Source organism: Nitratireductor soli (assembly GCF_001050155.1).
GTDB classification, from domain to species: domain Bacteria; phylum Pseudomonadota; class Alphaproteobacteria; order Rhizobiales; family Rhizobiaceae; genus Nitratireductor; species Nitratireductor soli.
Map to the genome: position 1 here is coordinate 70,891 of NZ_LFVY01000001.1, position 15,295 is coordinate 86,185.

General features: G+C 66.9%; 10 protein-coding genes. 5 read left to right on the plus strand and 5 right to left on the minus strand.

Translation table 11 applies throughout. From position 1 onward, the window contains the following. Positions 1 to 95 precede the first annotated feature (95 nt). A complete protein-coding gene (locus AB843_RS00380) occupies positions 96 to 662 on the minus strand; it encodes a peroxidase-related enzyme (RefSeq protein WP_048644809.1) in 567 nt (188 codons plus the stop codon). A gap of 125 nt (positions 663 to 787) precedes the next feature. Between AB843_RS00380 and AB843_RS00385 the strand changes: the two genes are divergently transcribed. Both AB843_RS00385 and AB843_RS00390 read left to right on the plus strand, forming a co-directional pair. Continuing rightward, positions 788 to 5,587: an NAD-glutamate dehydrogenase gene (locus tag AB843_RS00385; protein WP_048644810.1), complete on the plus strand. Its 4,800-nt coding sequence runs from the start codon at positions 788 to 790 to the stop codon at positions 5,585 to 5,587. Between the two features lie 73 nt (positions 5,588 to 5,660). Next, on the plus strand, positions 5,661 to 7,010 hold the full coding sequence (locus AB843_RS00390) for an MFS transporter (protein ID WP_244467875.1): 1,350 nt from the start codon (positions 5,661 to 5,663) through the stop codon (positions 7,008 to 7,010). 197 nt (positions 7,011 to 7,207) lie between these two features. Here the strand turns inward: AB843_RS00390 and purH are convergent, their stop codons facing one another. After that, positions 7,208 to 8,824 (minus strand): bifunctional phosphoribosylaminoimidazolecarboxamide formyltransferase/IMP cyclohydrolase, encoded by a 1,617-nt coding sequence (gene purH / locus AB843_RS00395; RefSeq protein ID WP_048644812.1) that lies wholly within the window; start codon positions 8,822 to 8,824, stop codon positions 7,208 to 7,210. A gap of 138 nt (positions 8,825 to 8,962) precedes the next feature. Here purH and AB843_RS00400 point away from each other — a divergent pair, with 138 nt between their 5' ends. Then, positions 8,963 to 9,385: a GNAT family N-acetyltransferase gene (locus AB843_RS00400; protein ID WP_048644813.1), complete on the plus strand. Its 423-nt coding sequence runs from the start codon at positions 8,963 to 8,965 to the stop codon at positions 9,383 to 9,385. 57 nt (positions 9,386 to 9,442) lie between these two features. On the opposite strand, the gene AB843_RS00405 is transcribed toward AB843_RS00400, so the two are convergent. Continuing rightward, positions 9,443 to 10,639: an MFS transporter gene (locus tag AB843_RS00405; protein ID WP_048644814.1), complete on the minus strand. Its 1,197-nt coding sequence runs from the start codon at positions 10,637 to 10,639 to the stop codon at positions 9,443 to 9,445. Between the two features lie 128 nt (positions 10,640 to 10,767). On the opposite strand from AB843_RS00405, the gene AB843_RS00410 reads away from it, so the two are divergent. Further along, positions 10,768 to 11,715, plus strand: a complete 948-nt coding sequence (locus AB843_RS00410; RefSeq protein WP_280136272.1) for an AraC family transcriptional regulator — start codon at positions 10,768 to 10,770, stop codon at positions 11,713 to 11,715. A gap of 108 nt (positions 11,716 to 11,823) precedes the next feature. Here AB843_RS00410 and AB843_RS00415 read toward each other — a convergent pair whose 3' ends face one another. Next, on the minus strand, positions 11,824 to 12,570 hold the full coding sequence (locus AB843_RS00415) for an NIPSNAP family protein (protein WP_053086078.1): 747 nt from the start codon (positions 12,568 to 12,570) through the stop codon (positions 11,824 to 11,826). A 102-nt stretch (positions 12,571 to 12,672) separates the two neighbouring features. On the opposite strand from AB843_RS00415, the gene AB843_RS00420 reads away from it, so the two are divergent. Then, positions 12,673 to 13,281, plus strand: a complete 609-nt coding sequence (locus AB843_RS00420) for a TetR/AcrR family transcriptional regulator (RefSeq protein ID WP_048644815.1) — start codon at positions 12,673 to 12,675, stop codon at positions 13,279 to 13,281. A 206-nt stretch (positions 13,282 to 13,487) separates the two neighbouring features. Here AB843_RS00420 and AB843_RS00425 read toward each other — a convergent pair whose 3' ends face one another. Next, on the minus strand, positions 13,488 to 15,146 hold the full coding sequence (locus tag AB843_RS00425; protein WP_048644816.1) for a heparinase II/III family protein: 1,659 nt from the start codon (positions 15,144 to 15,146) through the stop codon (positions 13,488 to 13,490). Positions 15,147 to 15,295: the final 149 nt, after the last annotated feature.

Consider the following 15,295-nt stretch of genomic DNA (forward strand, 5'->3'; position numbering starts at 1 on the left):
CAGTTGAAGCAAAGTTGCACTAGAATCAATAATTTAGTGGCCTGCTTGCCCCAGTCCAAACTTATCAGTTTGGCTGGGGCAGGACACTAAGGCCTTCAGCGCGCCATGGCGTGGTATTCGTCGTTCGGGTGCATGTCGACGGCGGCCGCGATGCGGTTCGACATGTTGAAGAAGGCGGTCACCGAGGCGATGTCCCAGATGTCGTGCTCGGAGAAGCCCGCATCGCGCAGCGCCCGGCGGTCGGCTTCCTCGATCTTGTCGGGCGTCTCCGTCAGCTTGACCGCGAAGTCGAGCATGGCCTTCCGGCGCGGGTCGAGCTTGGCGGCGCGATAGTTCATCACCATCATCTCGCCGAACATGGGGTCGCCGGAGAGCTGGCGCACGGCCGCGCCATGCGCCGTCAGGCAGTAGTAGCAATGATTGACGCTGGAAACGACGACGGCGATCATCTCGCGTTCGAGCTTGCTCAGCACCGAATCGCCCAGCATCAGATCGTTGTACATCTGGGTGAAGGCGTTGAGCTTGGCCTCGTCGAAGGCGTAGGCGACCAGCACATTGGGCACCAGGCCGAGCTTTTCGCGGCATTTGTCGAAATAGGCCTCGGTTGCCTCGCTCAACCCCTCGAGCGGTGGAAAATGAAGCGCGGTGACGGGCTTTGTCATGATCCGAATACCCTTTCCGGAAAAATTGCGGTGTTTTCAGCCTGCACGGTGCGATGACGGGTCGTCAAATTGCTTTCGTCTGAATACGATAAGCCAGTTCGGACAACCAAACGGGGACATTCGGCATGGCTGCCAAGACAAAGACCTCCAAAACCGCAAGAACGGGCAGGTCCAAGGGCGGAACCGGAAGTGTCGAGTGCCTGCTGCAGCTTTTTCAATCGCGTGCACCTGCCGAGGATCTGCAATCCTATGACGATGCCGCGCTGCACAAGGCGGCCGAGCTTGCGGCGGCGGCGATCGAGGCGCATCACTCCGGCGCGAGCGTGCTGCGCATCGACAACGACACCGGCATCGAGCGGCTTGGCCGTTCCATCACGGCGGTCACCGTCGTCAACGACAACATGCCGTTCCTGTTCGATTCGGTGCTGAGCGAGCTCAGCGAGGCGGGCGGCGAGCCGACGCTGGTCCTGCATCCCGTGCTGATGGTGCGGCACGGCAAGAAGGGCGTCGAGGAGATCGCCGGCGATGCGGCGACGACCAAGCATGCCGCCGGGCTCGACAAGGTCAGCCTGATCCATGTGCACCTGCCAAGAATGTCCGACCAGCAGTGCAAGGAACTGGACGCGCGTCTCGCCAACACGCTGAAGCAGACAAGGGCGGCCGTCGCCGACTGGAAGCCGATGCTGGCGCGGCTCGACCAGGAGATCACCGAGCTGCGCTACGCGCCGGTGCCGCTCGACAGGGATGCCGTCGCCGAGACGATCGCCTTCCTCGAATGGCTGCGCGACGACAATTTCACCTTCCTCGGCATGCGCGAGTTCCTCTACACGGGCGGCGAGAAGAACGGAATGCTGGAGCGGGCCGACAAGAAGGGGCTCGGCATCCTCGCCGATCCCGACGTGCTGGTGCTGCGGCGCGGCAAGGAAGCGGTTTCGACGACGCCGGAGATCCGCGCCTTCCTGCATGGGCCGGACCCGCTGATCGTCACCAAGGCGAACGCCAAGTCGGTGGTCCACCGGCGCGCCTATCTCGACTATATCGGCGTCAAGACGTTCAGCCCCGAAGGCAAGCTGACGGGCGAACTGCGCATCGTCGGCCTGTTCACCTCGACCGCCTACACGCGCTCGGTGATGAAGATCCCGTATCTGCGCTCGAAGGCCGAGGCAGTGATTGCCAAGTCCGGCTTCGCCTCCACCGACCATTCCGGCAAGGCGCTGATCAACGTGCTGGAATCCTATCCGCGCGACGAGTTGTTCCAGATCGGCGTGCCGATCCTGCGCAAGCACGCCCAGGCGATCCTGGCGCTGGGCGAGCGGCCGCGCGTCAGGGCGCTGTACCGGGTCGATCAGTTCGACCGCTTCGTCTCGGTGATCGTCTTCGTGCCGCGCGACCGCTACGATTCGCAGGCCCGCGTCGCCATCGGCAACTACCTGAAGACAGCCTTCCAGGGCCGGCTGTCAGCCTATTACCCGGCATTCCCCGAGGGCACGCTGGCGCGCGTGCATTTCATCATCGGCCGCTCCGGCGGCAAGACGCCGCGTGTCGAGACGGAAATGCTGGAAGCCACCATCCGCGGCATCGTCCGCAACTGGGACGATGCGCTGCAGGAAGCAGTCGAGCGGACCGGCGCGGCGACGGGCCTCGCCCAGGTGGCGGCGGGTTTCCCCGAGAGTTACCGCAACGGCTTCTCCGCGGAGACCGCGCTGACCGACGCGGCGCGCATCGAGGCTCTTTCGGCGGGCAATCCGATCGCCATCGATTTCCATCGCCACGAGGACCAGGACGCCGGCCAGGCGGCGCTGAAAATCTATCACCACGGCACGCCGGTGCCGCTGACGGAGCGCGTGCCGCTGCTGGAGAACATGGGCTTCCGCGTCATCAGCGAGCGCACCTTCGAGGTCGGCGACGGCGACGACAGCGACACGGCGCAGGTGTTCATCCACGACATGGAGCTGGAGAACGCCTTCGCCGGCGCGATCGACCTCGCCGACAACGGGGCGCTGTTCGAGGAGATGTTCCTGTCCGTCTGGCACGGCGAGCACGACAATGACCGGCTCAATGCGCTGGCGCAGACGGCCAGGCTGCGTGTCGCCGAGATCGCCATCCTGCGCGCCTACAGCCGCTACCTGCACCAGGCGAGCATTCCGCAGAGCCAGGATTTCATCGCCGCGACGCTGAACCGCTATCCGCACATCGCGGCGAAGCTGTTTTCGCTGTTCGTCGTCCGCTTCGACCCGAAGAAGGCGGCGGACAAGAAGGCCGATGACGAAGCGCGCGCCATAGAGGCGGCGATCGAGGCCGATCTCGACCAGGTGCCGAACCTCGACGACGACACCATCATCCGCCGCTTCCTCAACCTGGTCGAAGCGACGCTGCGCACCAACCATTTCGCGCCGAAGGAAGAGGGCGCGGTGCGCTCGCTGGCGCTGAAGTTCGATTCGCGCGCCATCACCGGCCTGCCACAGCCGCGCCCCTGGCGCGAGATCTTCGTCTACGGCCCCGAGGTCGAGGGCGTCCATCTGCGCTTCGGCCCGGTGGCGCGCGGCGGCCTGCGCTGGTCGGACCGGGCGCAGGACTACCGGACCGAGGTGCTGGGTCTGGTCAAGGCGCAGCAGGTGAAGAACGCCGTCATCGTGCCGGTCGGCGCCAAGGGCGGCTTCTTCCCGCGCCGACTGCCGGCGGGCGGCGGCCGGCAGGAGGTGTTCGAGGCGGGGCGGGCAGCCTACATCAACTTCATCTCCAGCCTGTTGTCGATCACCGACAATCTCGACGGCGACACGGTGGTGCCGCCCAGGGGCGTGGTGCGCCATGACGTCAACGATCCCTATTTCGTCGTCGCCGCCGACAAGGGCACGGCGACGTTTTCCGACACGGCCAACGGCATCAGCCAGGCGCACGGCTTCTGGCTCGACGACGCCTTCGCCTCGGGCGGCTCGGCCGGCTACGACCACAAGAAGATGGGCATCACCGCGCGTGGTGCGTGGGAGGCCGTCAAGCGGCACTTCCGCGAGATGAACCGCGACATCCAGACCGAGCCGTTCACTGCGGTCGGCGTCGGCGACATGTCGGGCGACGTGTTCGGCAACGGCATGCTGCTTTCGACCTTCACCAAGGTCATCGCCGCCTTCGACCATCGCGACATCTTCATCGATCCCGATCCCGATCCGGCGATCTCCTATGCCGAGCGCAAGCGGCTGTTCGACCTGCCGCGCTCGAGCTGGCAGGACTACGACACGGCGAAGCTGTCCAAGGGCGGCATCATCGTCTCGCGGGCGCAGAAGTCGATCACGCTGAGCAAGCCGGCGGCCGAGGCCATCGGCCTCGACAAGACGACCGCCTCGCCGACCGAGATCATGACGGCGATCCTCAAGGCGCCGGTCGATCTCCTGTGGTTCGGCGGCATCGGCACCTATGTCAGGGCCAGTTCCGAATCGAACCAGGACGCCGGCGACCGGGCCAACGACCCGATCCGCATCACCGCGCGCGAGGTGGGCGCCAAGGTCATCGGCGAGGGCGCCAATCTGGGCGTCACGCAGCTCTCGCGCATCGAATTCGGCCTGAAGGGCGGCCGCTGCAATTCCGACGCCATCGACAATTCCGGCGGGGTGAACTCGTCGGACGTGGAGGTCAACATCAAGATCGCGCTGGCGGCGGCGATGCGCGGCGGCTCGCTGGCGCGGCCGGCGCGCGACAAGCTGCTTGCCGAGATGACCGAGGAAGTGGCCGAGCTGGTGCTGGCCAACAACTACCAGCAGACGCTGGCCATCTCGCAGGTGGAGAAACGCGGCATCACCGAGCTGCCGCACCAGGCGCGGATGATGACGCTGTTCGAACAGCGCGGCCTGCTCGACCGGGCCGTGGAATTCCTGCCCGGCCCGCAGGAACTGGCCGAGCGCGAGAGCCGCGGCGAGCCGCTGACGCGGGCCGAGATCGGCGTGCTGCTGGCCTATGCCAAGATCGTGCTGTTCGACGAGATCGTCGCCAGCAAAGTGCCGGACGAGCCGCATCTGGACGTCGACCTGCTCGACTATTTCCCCGCGCGGATGGCCAAGAAGTACGAAGCCGAGATTCGTGGTCACCGGCTGCGGCGCGAGGTGGTGGCGACGGTGCTTGCCAACGACATCATCAACCGGGGCGGGCCAAGCTTCGTCACCCGCCTGCAGGACGTGACGGGCCGTCCGGCGGCCGACATCGTCGCCGCCTTCACCGTGGTGCGCGAAGGGTTCGAACTGCCGGCGCTGTATGCGGCGATCGATGCGCTCGACAACAAGATCGACGGCATGGCGCAGCTCGAACTGTATCAGGGCATCTGGCGGCTGATCTATTCGGCGACCTCCTGGCAGCTGAAGAACGAGACGGCGCATGCGCCGCTCGGCGAGCGGGTCGAGCGGTTGCGCAAGGCGCGCGCAGCACTTGAGCCGACGATGGCGGCGATGCTGCCGGCGGTCATCCGCGAGCATCTGTCGTCGCGGCAGGGGCAGCTCGTCAGCGCCGGAACGCCGGACACGCTCGCCGAGCGGCTCGCCTTCCTGGAAGTGTCGGAGATGGTTCCGGACATCGCGCTGGTGGCGGACAAGTCGGGCGCCGATCTTTCCAAGGCGGCGCACGCCTTCTTCGGCATCATGGACGTCTTCCGTATCGGCCGCATCGAGGAAGCGGCCAACGCCATCGTGCCGACCGACTATTATGACGGGCTGGCCCTGTTCCGCGCCATGGACATGATCAGCGCCGCCCGGCGCGGCATGACCATCGCCGCCTTGTCGGACCATGGCAAGACGGACGATCCGGCCGAGCGCTGGGTGGAGGCCGGCGGCGAACACGTGGTGCGCGTGCGCGAGCGGCTGCAGTCGCTGGTGGAAGGCGGCGAGATCACCGTCTCGCGGCTGACGGTGGCTTCGGGCCTGATGAGCGATCTGAGTGTCTGACGCCACCGCCGTGGGAGAAACGGAACATCAATCCGCACCACCAGCGGTTCCCCGCCGCGGCATCTGGGGGTGGATGCTGTTCGACTGGGCGCAGCAGCCGTTTCACACGCTGATCATCACCTTCGTCTTCGCGCCCTATTTCGCCTCGGCGGTTGCGCCCGACGCGGCGCGCGGGCAGGAACTGTGGGGGCTGGCCACCGGGATCGGCGGGCTGGCGATCGCGCTCTCCTCGCCGGTGCTGGGCGCCATCGCCGACGCCACCGGGCCGCGCAAGCCGTGGATTTTCGTCTTTTCGGTGATCGGCATTCTCGCCTGCGCCTCCTTATGGTTCGCCCTGCCGGGGGCGGGGCACGTGACGCTGGTGCTGATTGCCGTGGCGCTTGCCGTGTTCGGCATGGAATTCGCCGCCGTGTTCAACAATGCGATGATGCCCGACCTCGTTCCCCGCTCGGATCTCGGGCGGCTGTCGGGGTCCGCCTGGGGGCTCGGCTATGTCGGCGGGCTCCTGTCGCTGGTGCTGGTGCTCGGCTTCATGTCGGCGCAGCCCGACACGGGGCGGACGCTGCTCGGCCTGCAGCCGGTTTTCGGCCTGGACGCGGCGATGCGCGAGGGCGACCGCGCGGCGGGACCGCTGACGGCGTTATGGTATGCGCTGTTCGTCTTGCCGATGTTCCTGTTCACGCCGGACGTGGCGCGGCGCAAGGCCGCCACCGGGGCGATCCGCGAGGGGCTGCGGCGGCTCAGCGAAACCCTGCGCCGCTTGCCCGGCGAGCGCAGCTATTTCAGCTTCCTGCTGTCGTCGATGTTCTACCGCGATGCGCTCAACGCGCTGTATGCCTTCGGCGGCATCTATGCGGCAGGGGTGCTCTCCTGGTCGATCACCCAGATCGGCCTGTTCGGCATCCTGGCCAATGTCACCGGGGCGCTCGGCGCATGGCTCGGCGGGCGCATGGACAAGGCGTTCGGGCCGAAGACGGTGGTCAGCCTGTCGATCATCGTCCTGACGGCGTGCGCGTTGCTGGTCATCTCGACGACGCGCGAAGAAATCCTGTTCGTCAAGCTGTCGGGCGCAACCAGCCTGCCGGACATCGCCTTCTTCGTCGCCGGGGCCTTCATCGGGGCGGCGGGCGGCTCGATCCAGGCCGCCTCCCGGACGCTTTTGGTCGACCAGGTGCCGCGCGAGCGTGTGACGGAAGCCTTCGGCCTGTATGCCTTGTCAGGCAAGGCGACGAGCTTCATCGGGCCGTTCGCCATCGCGCTCGCTACGGGCTATTTCGCTTCGGAGGCCTTCGGCCTGTCGACGCAGGACGCGCAACGGCTCGGCGTGACGCCGATCCTGGCGCTGTTCCTGATCGGGCTGGTATTGATGCCGTTCGTCAAGAGCCGGCACCAGGAGGTGGCGGAAAGCGCTGAGGGAAGATGAATTCAGGCGGGTGGGTGCCTTTATCCTCGTGGTTCGACAGGCTCACCATGAGGATAAAGGCAAGGCGGCGCTTCTGCCGGTTGCTATCCGTCTGCTTTTGCCGCCAAGGCTAGCCCTCATGGTGAGCCTGCCGAACCACGAGGGCGGGATGCCGCACACCAGCATTGGAGAAGCGAAGAATCCGGCTTGGCTTCTCCTTAATGCCTGAAATGCCGCATGCCGGTCATGACCATGGCGATGCCGTGCGCGTCGGCGGCGGCGATCACCTCGTCGTCGCGCATCGAGCCGCCCGGCTGGATGACGGCGGTGGCGCCCGCCTCGATTGCCGAGAGCAGGCCGTCGGCGAAGGGGAAGAAGGCGTCGGAGGCAACGACCGAACCCTTGGTCAAGGGCTCGGCGAGACCGGCGGCCTCCGCCGCGTCCTCGGCCTTGCGGGCGGCGATGCGGGCTGAATCGACGCGGCTCATCTGGCCGGCGCCGACGCCCACCGTGGCGCCGTCCCTGACATAGACGATGGCGTTCGACTTGACATGCTTGGCGACGCGGAAGGCAAACACCAGGTCGGCCATCTCCTTGTCGGTCGGGGCGCGTTTGGTGACCACCTTCAGATTGAGATCGTCGACCACGCCATTGTCGCGCGACTGGACGAGCAGGCCTCCGGCCACCGTCTTGACGAAGGTGCCGGGCGCGCGCGGGTCGGCCAGGCCGCCGGTGACGAGCAGGCGCAGGTTCTTCTTGGCGGCAACGATGGCGCGCGCTTCCTCGCTCGCCTCCGGCGCGATGATTACCTCGGTGAAGGTCTTGACGATCTCGGTCGCCGCCTCCGCATCGAGCGGACGGTTCAGCGCGACGATGCCGCCGAAGGCCGAGACGGGGTCGCAGGCGAGCGCCTTCTCATAGGCCTGGCGCAGGGTCGCGGCCTCGGCCACGCCGCAGGGGTTGGCATGCTTGATGATGGCGACGGCGGCCGAGCGCTCCGGCGCGAACTCGGACACCAGTTCGAAGGCGGCGTCCGTGTCGTTGATGTTGTTGTAGGAGAGCTGCTTGCCCTGGAGCTGCGTGGCGGTGGCCACGCCGGGGCGCGCCTCGCCGGTGACGTAGAAGCCGGCCGTCTGGTGCGGGTTCTCGCCGTAGCGCATCACTTCCTTGAGCCTGCCGCCGACGGCGCGGAAGGCCGGCGCCTCGATCTGCAGCGCCTCTGCGAACCAGCCGGAGATCGCCGCGTCATAGGCCGCCGTGCGGGCGAAGGCCTTGGCCGCCAGCTCCTGGCGCAGGCGATAGGGCAGGCTGCCGTCGTTCTCGGCCAGCGCATCGAGGATGCGCTGATAGTCGGCGGGTTCCGTCACGACGGCCAGATAGGCATGGTTCTTGGCCGCGGCGCGCAGCATGGCGGGGCCGCCGATGTCGATGTTCTCCACCGTCGTCGCATAGTCACCGCCGCTGAAGCGCACCTGTTCGAACGGGTAGAGATTGATCACCAGAAGGTCGATCGGCGCGATGCCGTGCGTCTTCATCGCCGCCGCGTGTTCGGCGTCGTCGCGAATGCCGAGCAGGCCGCCATGCACGCCCGGATGCAAAGTCTTGACGCGGCCGTCCATGATCTCGGGAAAGCCGGTCAGCTCGGACACGTCGCGCACGGCGATGCCTTCCTTCGCCAGCGCCGCCGCGGTGCCGCCGGTGGAGACGATCTCGACGTCGCGGCCCGACAGGGCGCGGGCCAGATCGACGATGCCGCTCTTGTCGGACACGGACAGAAGGGCGCGGCGGACGGGAACGAGATCGGGTGCGGGAATGTTTTTCGCGGCGACGGACATGGCGGGGCGGCTCCGGTGGGGGATGATGGAAGGGGAGGTACCGGGAGGCGGGGTGCAAATCAAGCGCGCCGGGCGGGCAGAGGCGAATTTGCCGACGAAAGCGCTTGAAATCCGCCGGCAAACCGGCACTCTCGGCGCATGGGCACGAAGCGGGACATTCTCTACGCCAGGGAAACAGATCTTTCCGTCGCCGAATTCCGCCAGGTGCTGGCGGAATCCGGTCTTGGCGCGATCCGGCCGGTGGATGAGGACCGGCTTGGCCGCATGCTGGCCGGCGCGAACATGGTGGTGACGGCCAGGCGCGACGCGCCGGGAAAACCCCTTGTCGGCGTCGCCCGCTGCGTGACGGATTTCTCGTGGTGCGCCTATGTGCCGGAACTGGCCGTCAGCCGTTCGGCGCAGGGTCTGGGCATCGGCCAGGGGTTGCTGGCCGAGGCGCGGCGGCTGCTTGGGCCCGAGGTTGCCCTGGTGCTGGTGTCGGTGCCCGAAGCCGTCGGCTTCTATGAGCGTGCGGGCATGGAGCGGATCGCCGCTTCGTTCATGTTCCGGCGGGAGCGCTGAACCAAAGCCGGGATGATGACGGGCGGCATTTGCCGCCGCCCGCATGACCGCTTCCCGTCAGGCTGGCTCAGTGGCCGGCCGCGTGGCGACCACGGTCAGGATGGTGACCGCCGCGACGATGAGCACGGCGCCGCTGACGGCGAAGACGCTCTCGATCCCCGTGGTGTCGAAGATGAAGCCGCCGGCGGCGGCACCCGTCGCGATGGCCATGTTGATGGCCGCGACGAACAGGCCGCCGGCGCTTTCGGTCTCGTCGGGCACGGCGCGGGTGATCCAGGTCGACCAGGCGACCGGCACGGCGCCGAAGGCCAATCCCCACACCGCCACCATGGCGGCGTCGAGGGCGACGTTGCCGCCGGCGCTGGAGAGAGCGAGCGCCAATGTGCCCATGACGAGCGGCATGATGGTCAGGGTGAACCGCATCGAGCGCTCGAGCAGGAACGCGCCGAGATAATTGCCGGCGAGATTGGCGATGCCGAAGCCGAGCAGGATGGCCGACACGCCGGTCACGCCGACTTGCGTGACGGTTTCGAGGAACGGCCGGATGTAGGTGAAGAAGGCGAAATGGCCGGTGAAGACCAGCAGGATCGCCACCATGGCGATGCCGACCGTGCGCCGGGACAGCACCTCGACGATCGTACCGAAGCGCGACTGGCCGCGCGGCGGCAGCGATGGCAGCGCGGCAAACTGCGTGACCAGCGCCAGGACGCCCAGCCCGGCGGCGGCGAGGAACACCGCGCGCCAGCCGATCAGATCGCCCAGATAGCTGCCGGCGGGCGCGGCGAAAAGGGTCGCCGCCGAGACGCCGGTGAACAGGATCGACAGGGCGCGGGGCACCTGGCGCTCGGGGACGAGCCGCATCACGGTTGCCGCCGACAAGGTCCAGAAGCCGCCAAGCGCGACGCCAAGCGCGATCCGTCCGACCAGCAGCAACGGCAGGTTGGGCGCCATCGCCACCAGCAGGTTCGACAGGATCAGAAGGACCGAAAGCCCGACAAGAATGGTGCGGCGGTCTATCCGCCGCGTCACGGCGGTGACCAGCAGGCTGGTGACCAGCGCCACCGCCGCCGTCGTCGTCACCGCCTGTCCGGCCATGCCCTCGGTCACGCCAAGCTCGGCCGCTATCGGGGTCAGCAGGCTGGCCGGCAGGAATTCCGAGCCGACCAGGCCGAAAACCCCCAGGCTCATCGAAACCACGGCCCCCCAGGCCGGCTTTGTCTCGCCGGCCGCATCTGCAATCGTCGTGTCGTTCATCCGTGGAATCTCCATCGTGCCTTCGGTCGCCTTCAGATGGGTGGCGCTGCCGGACGATCCATGTCATATTCTCCGGAATGATTGATCGAAACTCCGAAACTCCTGCGGTGAAGCCGGGCACCGACCCGTTGAGCGAATTGCTCATGGGGATGCGCCTGCGCGGCGCGCATTACGGCAAGCTGCGCCTTGCGCCGCCTTTCGGCATCGGCTTCCCCTCGACCTCCCATGCACGGTTTCATTTCATCGCGGCGGGCGATGTCCACCTGCAATCGTTGGAGGGCGGGACGATCAGCCTGGCCTGCGGCGATGCCGTGCTGATGCCGCGCGGCGACAGCCACTCCATCGTCTCGACGCCCGGTGCGCCGGTGCGTCCGATGGAAAGTTTCGTGACGACGCCGCTTTGCGCGACCGTCTGCGCGCTGACGGATCATTCCCCGGAAACCTGCCGCACGAAGGACGTGCTGATCTTCACCGGCCGGATGGAATTCGAACTGGATACGCTGCATCCGCTGGTCGGGCTGATGCCGCACATCATGTCGGTCGGCGCGTTGCTCGGCCGGCAGCCGGAGATGATGCCCCTGTTGGCGGCGATGGAGCGCGAGATGGCCACCGAGCGCGCGGGAACCGCCGGCATCCTGGCGCGGCTGGCCGACGTGGTCGCCGCGACGATCGTCCGCGGCTGGGTGGAATGCGGCTGCGGCGACGCGACCGGGTGGGTCGAGGCGCTGCGCGACCCGCGGCTTGGCCGGGTGATCGCCGCGCTGCACCGCGATCCCGGCCGTGACTGGAGCGTCGCCGACATGGCCGCCGAAATGGGCAGTTCGCGCTCGGCGTTTGCCGAGCGGTTCGTCACGGCGACCGGAACGACGCCGTTGCGCTATGTCGCCGCCCTGCGGATGCGGCTGGCGGCGCAATGGATCGGCCGCGACCAGATGCCGATCGACGTGGCCGCGCGGCGGCTCGGATATGCCTCGCAGGCGGCCTTCAGCCGGGCCTACAAGCGGGTCACCGGCCAGACGCCGGGCCATGCGCGGTTGGCCAAGCCGGCCCTCCAGGCCGACGCGCTGCCGCTGTAGCCGCTTCTAGAGCATTTCTGCTTTTCTCCGAGTCACACAAATGCTCTATCTCTTTGTTTTTACGCAATTCCGGGCGGAAAACCGGTTCCCACTTTTCCTGGAATTGCTCTATCCCCGCAGGCGCGACCTGCCGGTGGGAACGAGGCGGGCGACCGTGTTCGGCCGCCAGACGCGGCGTTCCATATCCGGCAAAACGCCGTTCACCCATTCCTCCATGTGCGCCAGCCGGCCGGCATGGACCGCATAATCGCGGATGTCGCGAAAGCCCGACAGCCAGACGAACACCGTTTCACCTTCGCGGACTGGAAGGCGGGGGAACGTGTTGGGGCTGGTTTCGCTGACGAGCGTCGCCAGCACCTTCGCCGATGCCCGTTCGAGCAGCGGCCGGACCCGGTTCTCGAAGAAGTCGGCGCATGCCTGCCCCGTGCCGGGCGCCAGATGGCAGATCGTGCAGACGATCAGGCCCGCCGGCGCCTCACCCATCCCCTCCCTCGGCCTTTGAGCGGAGGAAAGTGCTGCTTCGGCCTCCGGCGTCTGTGGACGCAGCAAGAGCACATTGTCCGAGTTGACCATCGTGTCGTTTGCCGCCTGCGCATGGGCGGCCCAGATCGGGCCGCCATAGAAGCGGCCGAGCGCCTCTGCCCGCTTCTGCATGTCGGCGAAGCCGCGCAGCCAGACAAAACAGTCCGGGTCGTCAATGTCGCGAAACTGGCCGAGCACGGTCATGCCCGCCTCTTCCTGCGGGTCGACGAGTTCGCCGTCGAACAGCGCGATCAGGGTTTCGCGGGCGCCCGGCTTCAGGCGGTAGCGGCGCAGTTCGACAATCGCGGCTGCGTCATGGTTCTGCTTGGTCATGGATGCGTCCTTCAAAACAGGATGGTTGTCCTGTTCATAGAACAGGATGATTGACCTGTTTTGTCAAGCTGCTAGTTTGGCCGTGACAAACGAGGTCCAGGCATGGCGCAGCGCACGACACGAACGAACGATCCCGACGGCGTCAAACAGAAGGTGATCGATGCCGCCTTTCGCGCCTTCACCACGCGGGGCTATGGGGAAACGGCGGTCAACGACCTGAAGGCGGATGCCGGTGTCTCGGGTGGAGCGTTCTCGCATCATTTTCCGAGCAAGAAGGCGCTGGCGCTGGCGGTGATCGAGGCGCCGGTGAGGGAGGCGATCGAGGAGACCTGGATCGAGCCGGTGCTGTCGGCCGACACCGCCGCGCAGGGCATCGGGCAGGTCTTCGACGCGGTCATTGCCGCGCTGGAGGCGAACGGAAAGGTTTCCGGCTGCCCGCTGAACAATCTGGCGATGGAACTCTCGCCGCAGGATGATGAGATGCGCGCGGCGCTGGGCGTGCTGTTTACGCGCTGGCGCGCGGCGATCGCACAAAAGCTGCGCCAGGATCGGGCGGCCGGGCTTTGCGGCGATCTCGACCCGGAAGCGGCGGCGGCGTTGGTGGTCGCCGCCTATTCAGGCGCCATGGCGATGGCCAAGGCGGAACAGGGAACCAGGGCGCTCAGGCTGTGCGCAGCCGAGGTGCAAGGCTACCTAGTGGTGCGATCCTAACAGATGGTACCCATCTGTTAGGAAAAATCGCCCCACCAGATCAATAGCTTGTGGGCTGACTTATCGAAACAGATGGGGACCATCTGTTTCGGTCAGACCACTAGACCCGCTCAGCGTTTCATGGAAACGCTGAGCAGGTCCATCTTCTTGTTTTTCCGCATTTATGCGGACATCAGGTGATTCCACCTGACTGCAAAATGCTATAGTCAGCCATCCCCGTTGATGGCGTGGGTTCGCCTGAATTGCCAATGGATCTCCGGCTGCTGCGAGGCAGCCGCATGGAGGACGATCTGGCGGCTTTTTCTCGGGCCACCGAGGCCAGCGAAGAAGATCGATTCCTCGACCGCCGGCTCCGCCTCCTCGGCGGTGAACAGCCAGGTGTCGGTGGCCTCGCCGGTGAGGATCAGGCGGCCTTCCGGGTCGCGGTAGATGTCGATGTCGGGATGGACATGGAAACGGATCGCCACCGCGTCGCCGCCGACCGCGGTGGCGCGGGAGCCGTCCGGTCTGCACATGCGGTCCGTCCCCTCGAGCAGCGTTCCACCCTGCGACAGCGCGAGTTCGCGCTCATGCACCAGGCCGAAGCGCGCCACATAGCCGTCATGGCTGGCGATGAAGCGATGCACGCCGTCGCCATCGTCGCGCCGGCACTCGACCCGGCGCGGACCCGACAGAAGCGGCGTGCCGATCAGCTCGTTCCATTGCGAGGAGAGGCTGAAGCGCGCCTGCGAGGTGTCGTTCAGCGTGACGGTGGAGTGGGCCGCCGTGGTGCGCGCCAGCGGCCGGTAGCTGTCGTCGCCGAAACTGTCGATGCCGCTGTTGACGATGAACTGGTGCCGGCCCGACGACATCTCGAAGGAGAGGCAGCCCGCATGGGCGAAATGCGACAGGTCGGGCGGCGGCGGGGCTGCCGTGTCGGCGAGCACCGTGGTGGCGCCCAGCGTCAGGCGTTCATAGCCCGAATGGGGGGCGTGCAGCAGCGGTGCGCCGTCGGTGTCGTCATAGCGCAGGATTGCGGCGACGCGGTCGTAGAGCGTGATGCCCATGCCGTTGAAGCGGGCGATGCTGCCGTCGCGGTGGCGGAAGAAGCGCAGCGCCGGCAGCATGCGCTCGACCGCGCCGACCAGCGCTTGCGGCGGCTGCTCGGCCTGATTGGTGTAGGTCTGGCGCAACGGCAGGAGATCGGCCAGCAGCTCCAGAACCGCGCGCGGGTTGCGCGAGATGTGCCCGCCATCGGCGAGGATCTGCCGGTCGAGCTCATAGGCCAGGTTGCGGCTGGCGGCGCGCAGGGCGGCGGCCGGCGTCGGCAGGGAGAGGGCGCAGAAAGCGAGCGCCACGCGGGCGCGCAGCCGATCCTCGCCATCGGGCATCTCCGAGGCCATGGCGCGCAGATAGCGCATCTGCACGGCAAGCATCTTCAGGAACTGGCGATAGAAGGGCAGTTCGGCTCCCTGCAGGACGACGGAGGAGTGCTGCAGCCAGGAGATGATGCGCCGCGCGGTGATCGCCGGCTCCCACGGCGTGCCGGAAATGCGCCTGCCATAGGTGGCGATCCAGTCTTCCACCAGGGCGCGCGCATTGGCCGCCGCCAATTCGCTCTCGGCGGCGCGCATGTGGCGCAGCCAGCGGAAGCCATGCAGCGATTCCTGCCAGGCATGGCTTCCCACCGGCACCTGGAAGGGCGATTGGCCGCCGGTCTCGACGAGCTGGCCGCCAAGCAGGAACTGGCCATGATAGATGTCGCGCGCCACTTGCGCATCGGCCAGGCGCAGGTCGGGCGGGGCGATCAGCAGACGCTCGGGCGTGCGGCCGGAATAGCGCCAGCGGTAGGACGGGCCCGCGCGCAAGCGGCGGCGCAGGCGCATCCAGGCCTGCCGCGCGAAAAGTCCCCACAATTGATGGGGGGCGTGCCCCCTTATCCTGTCCACTGGCCGCGATTTTCTTCCGGTGACCCCCACGTCGTCGGAGAGTCTAAATGATTCAACGGTTTGTGCGAAGGCGAAATATGCCGGGC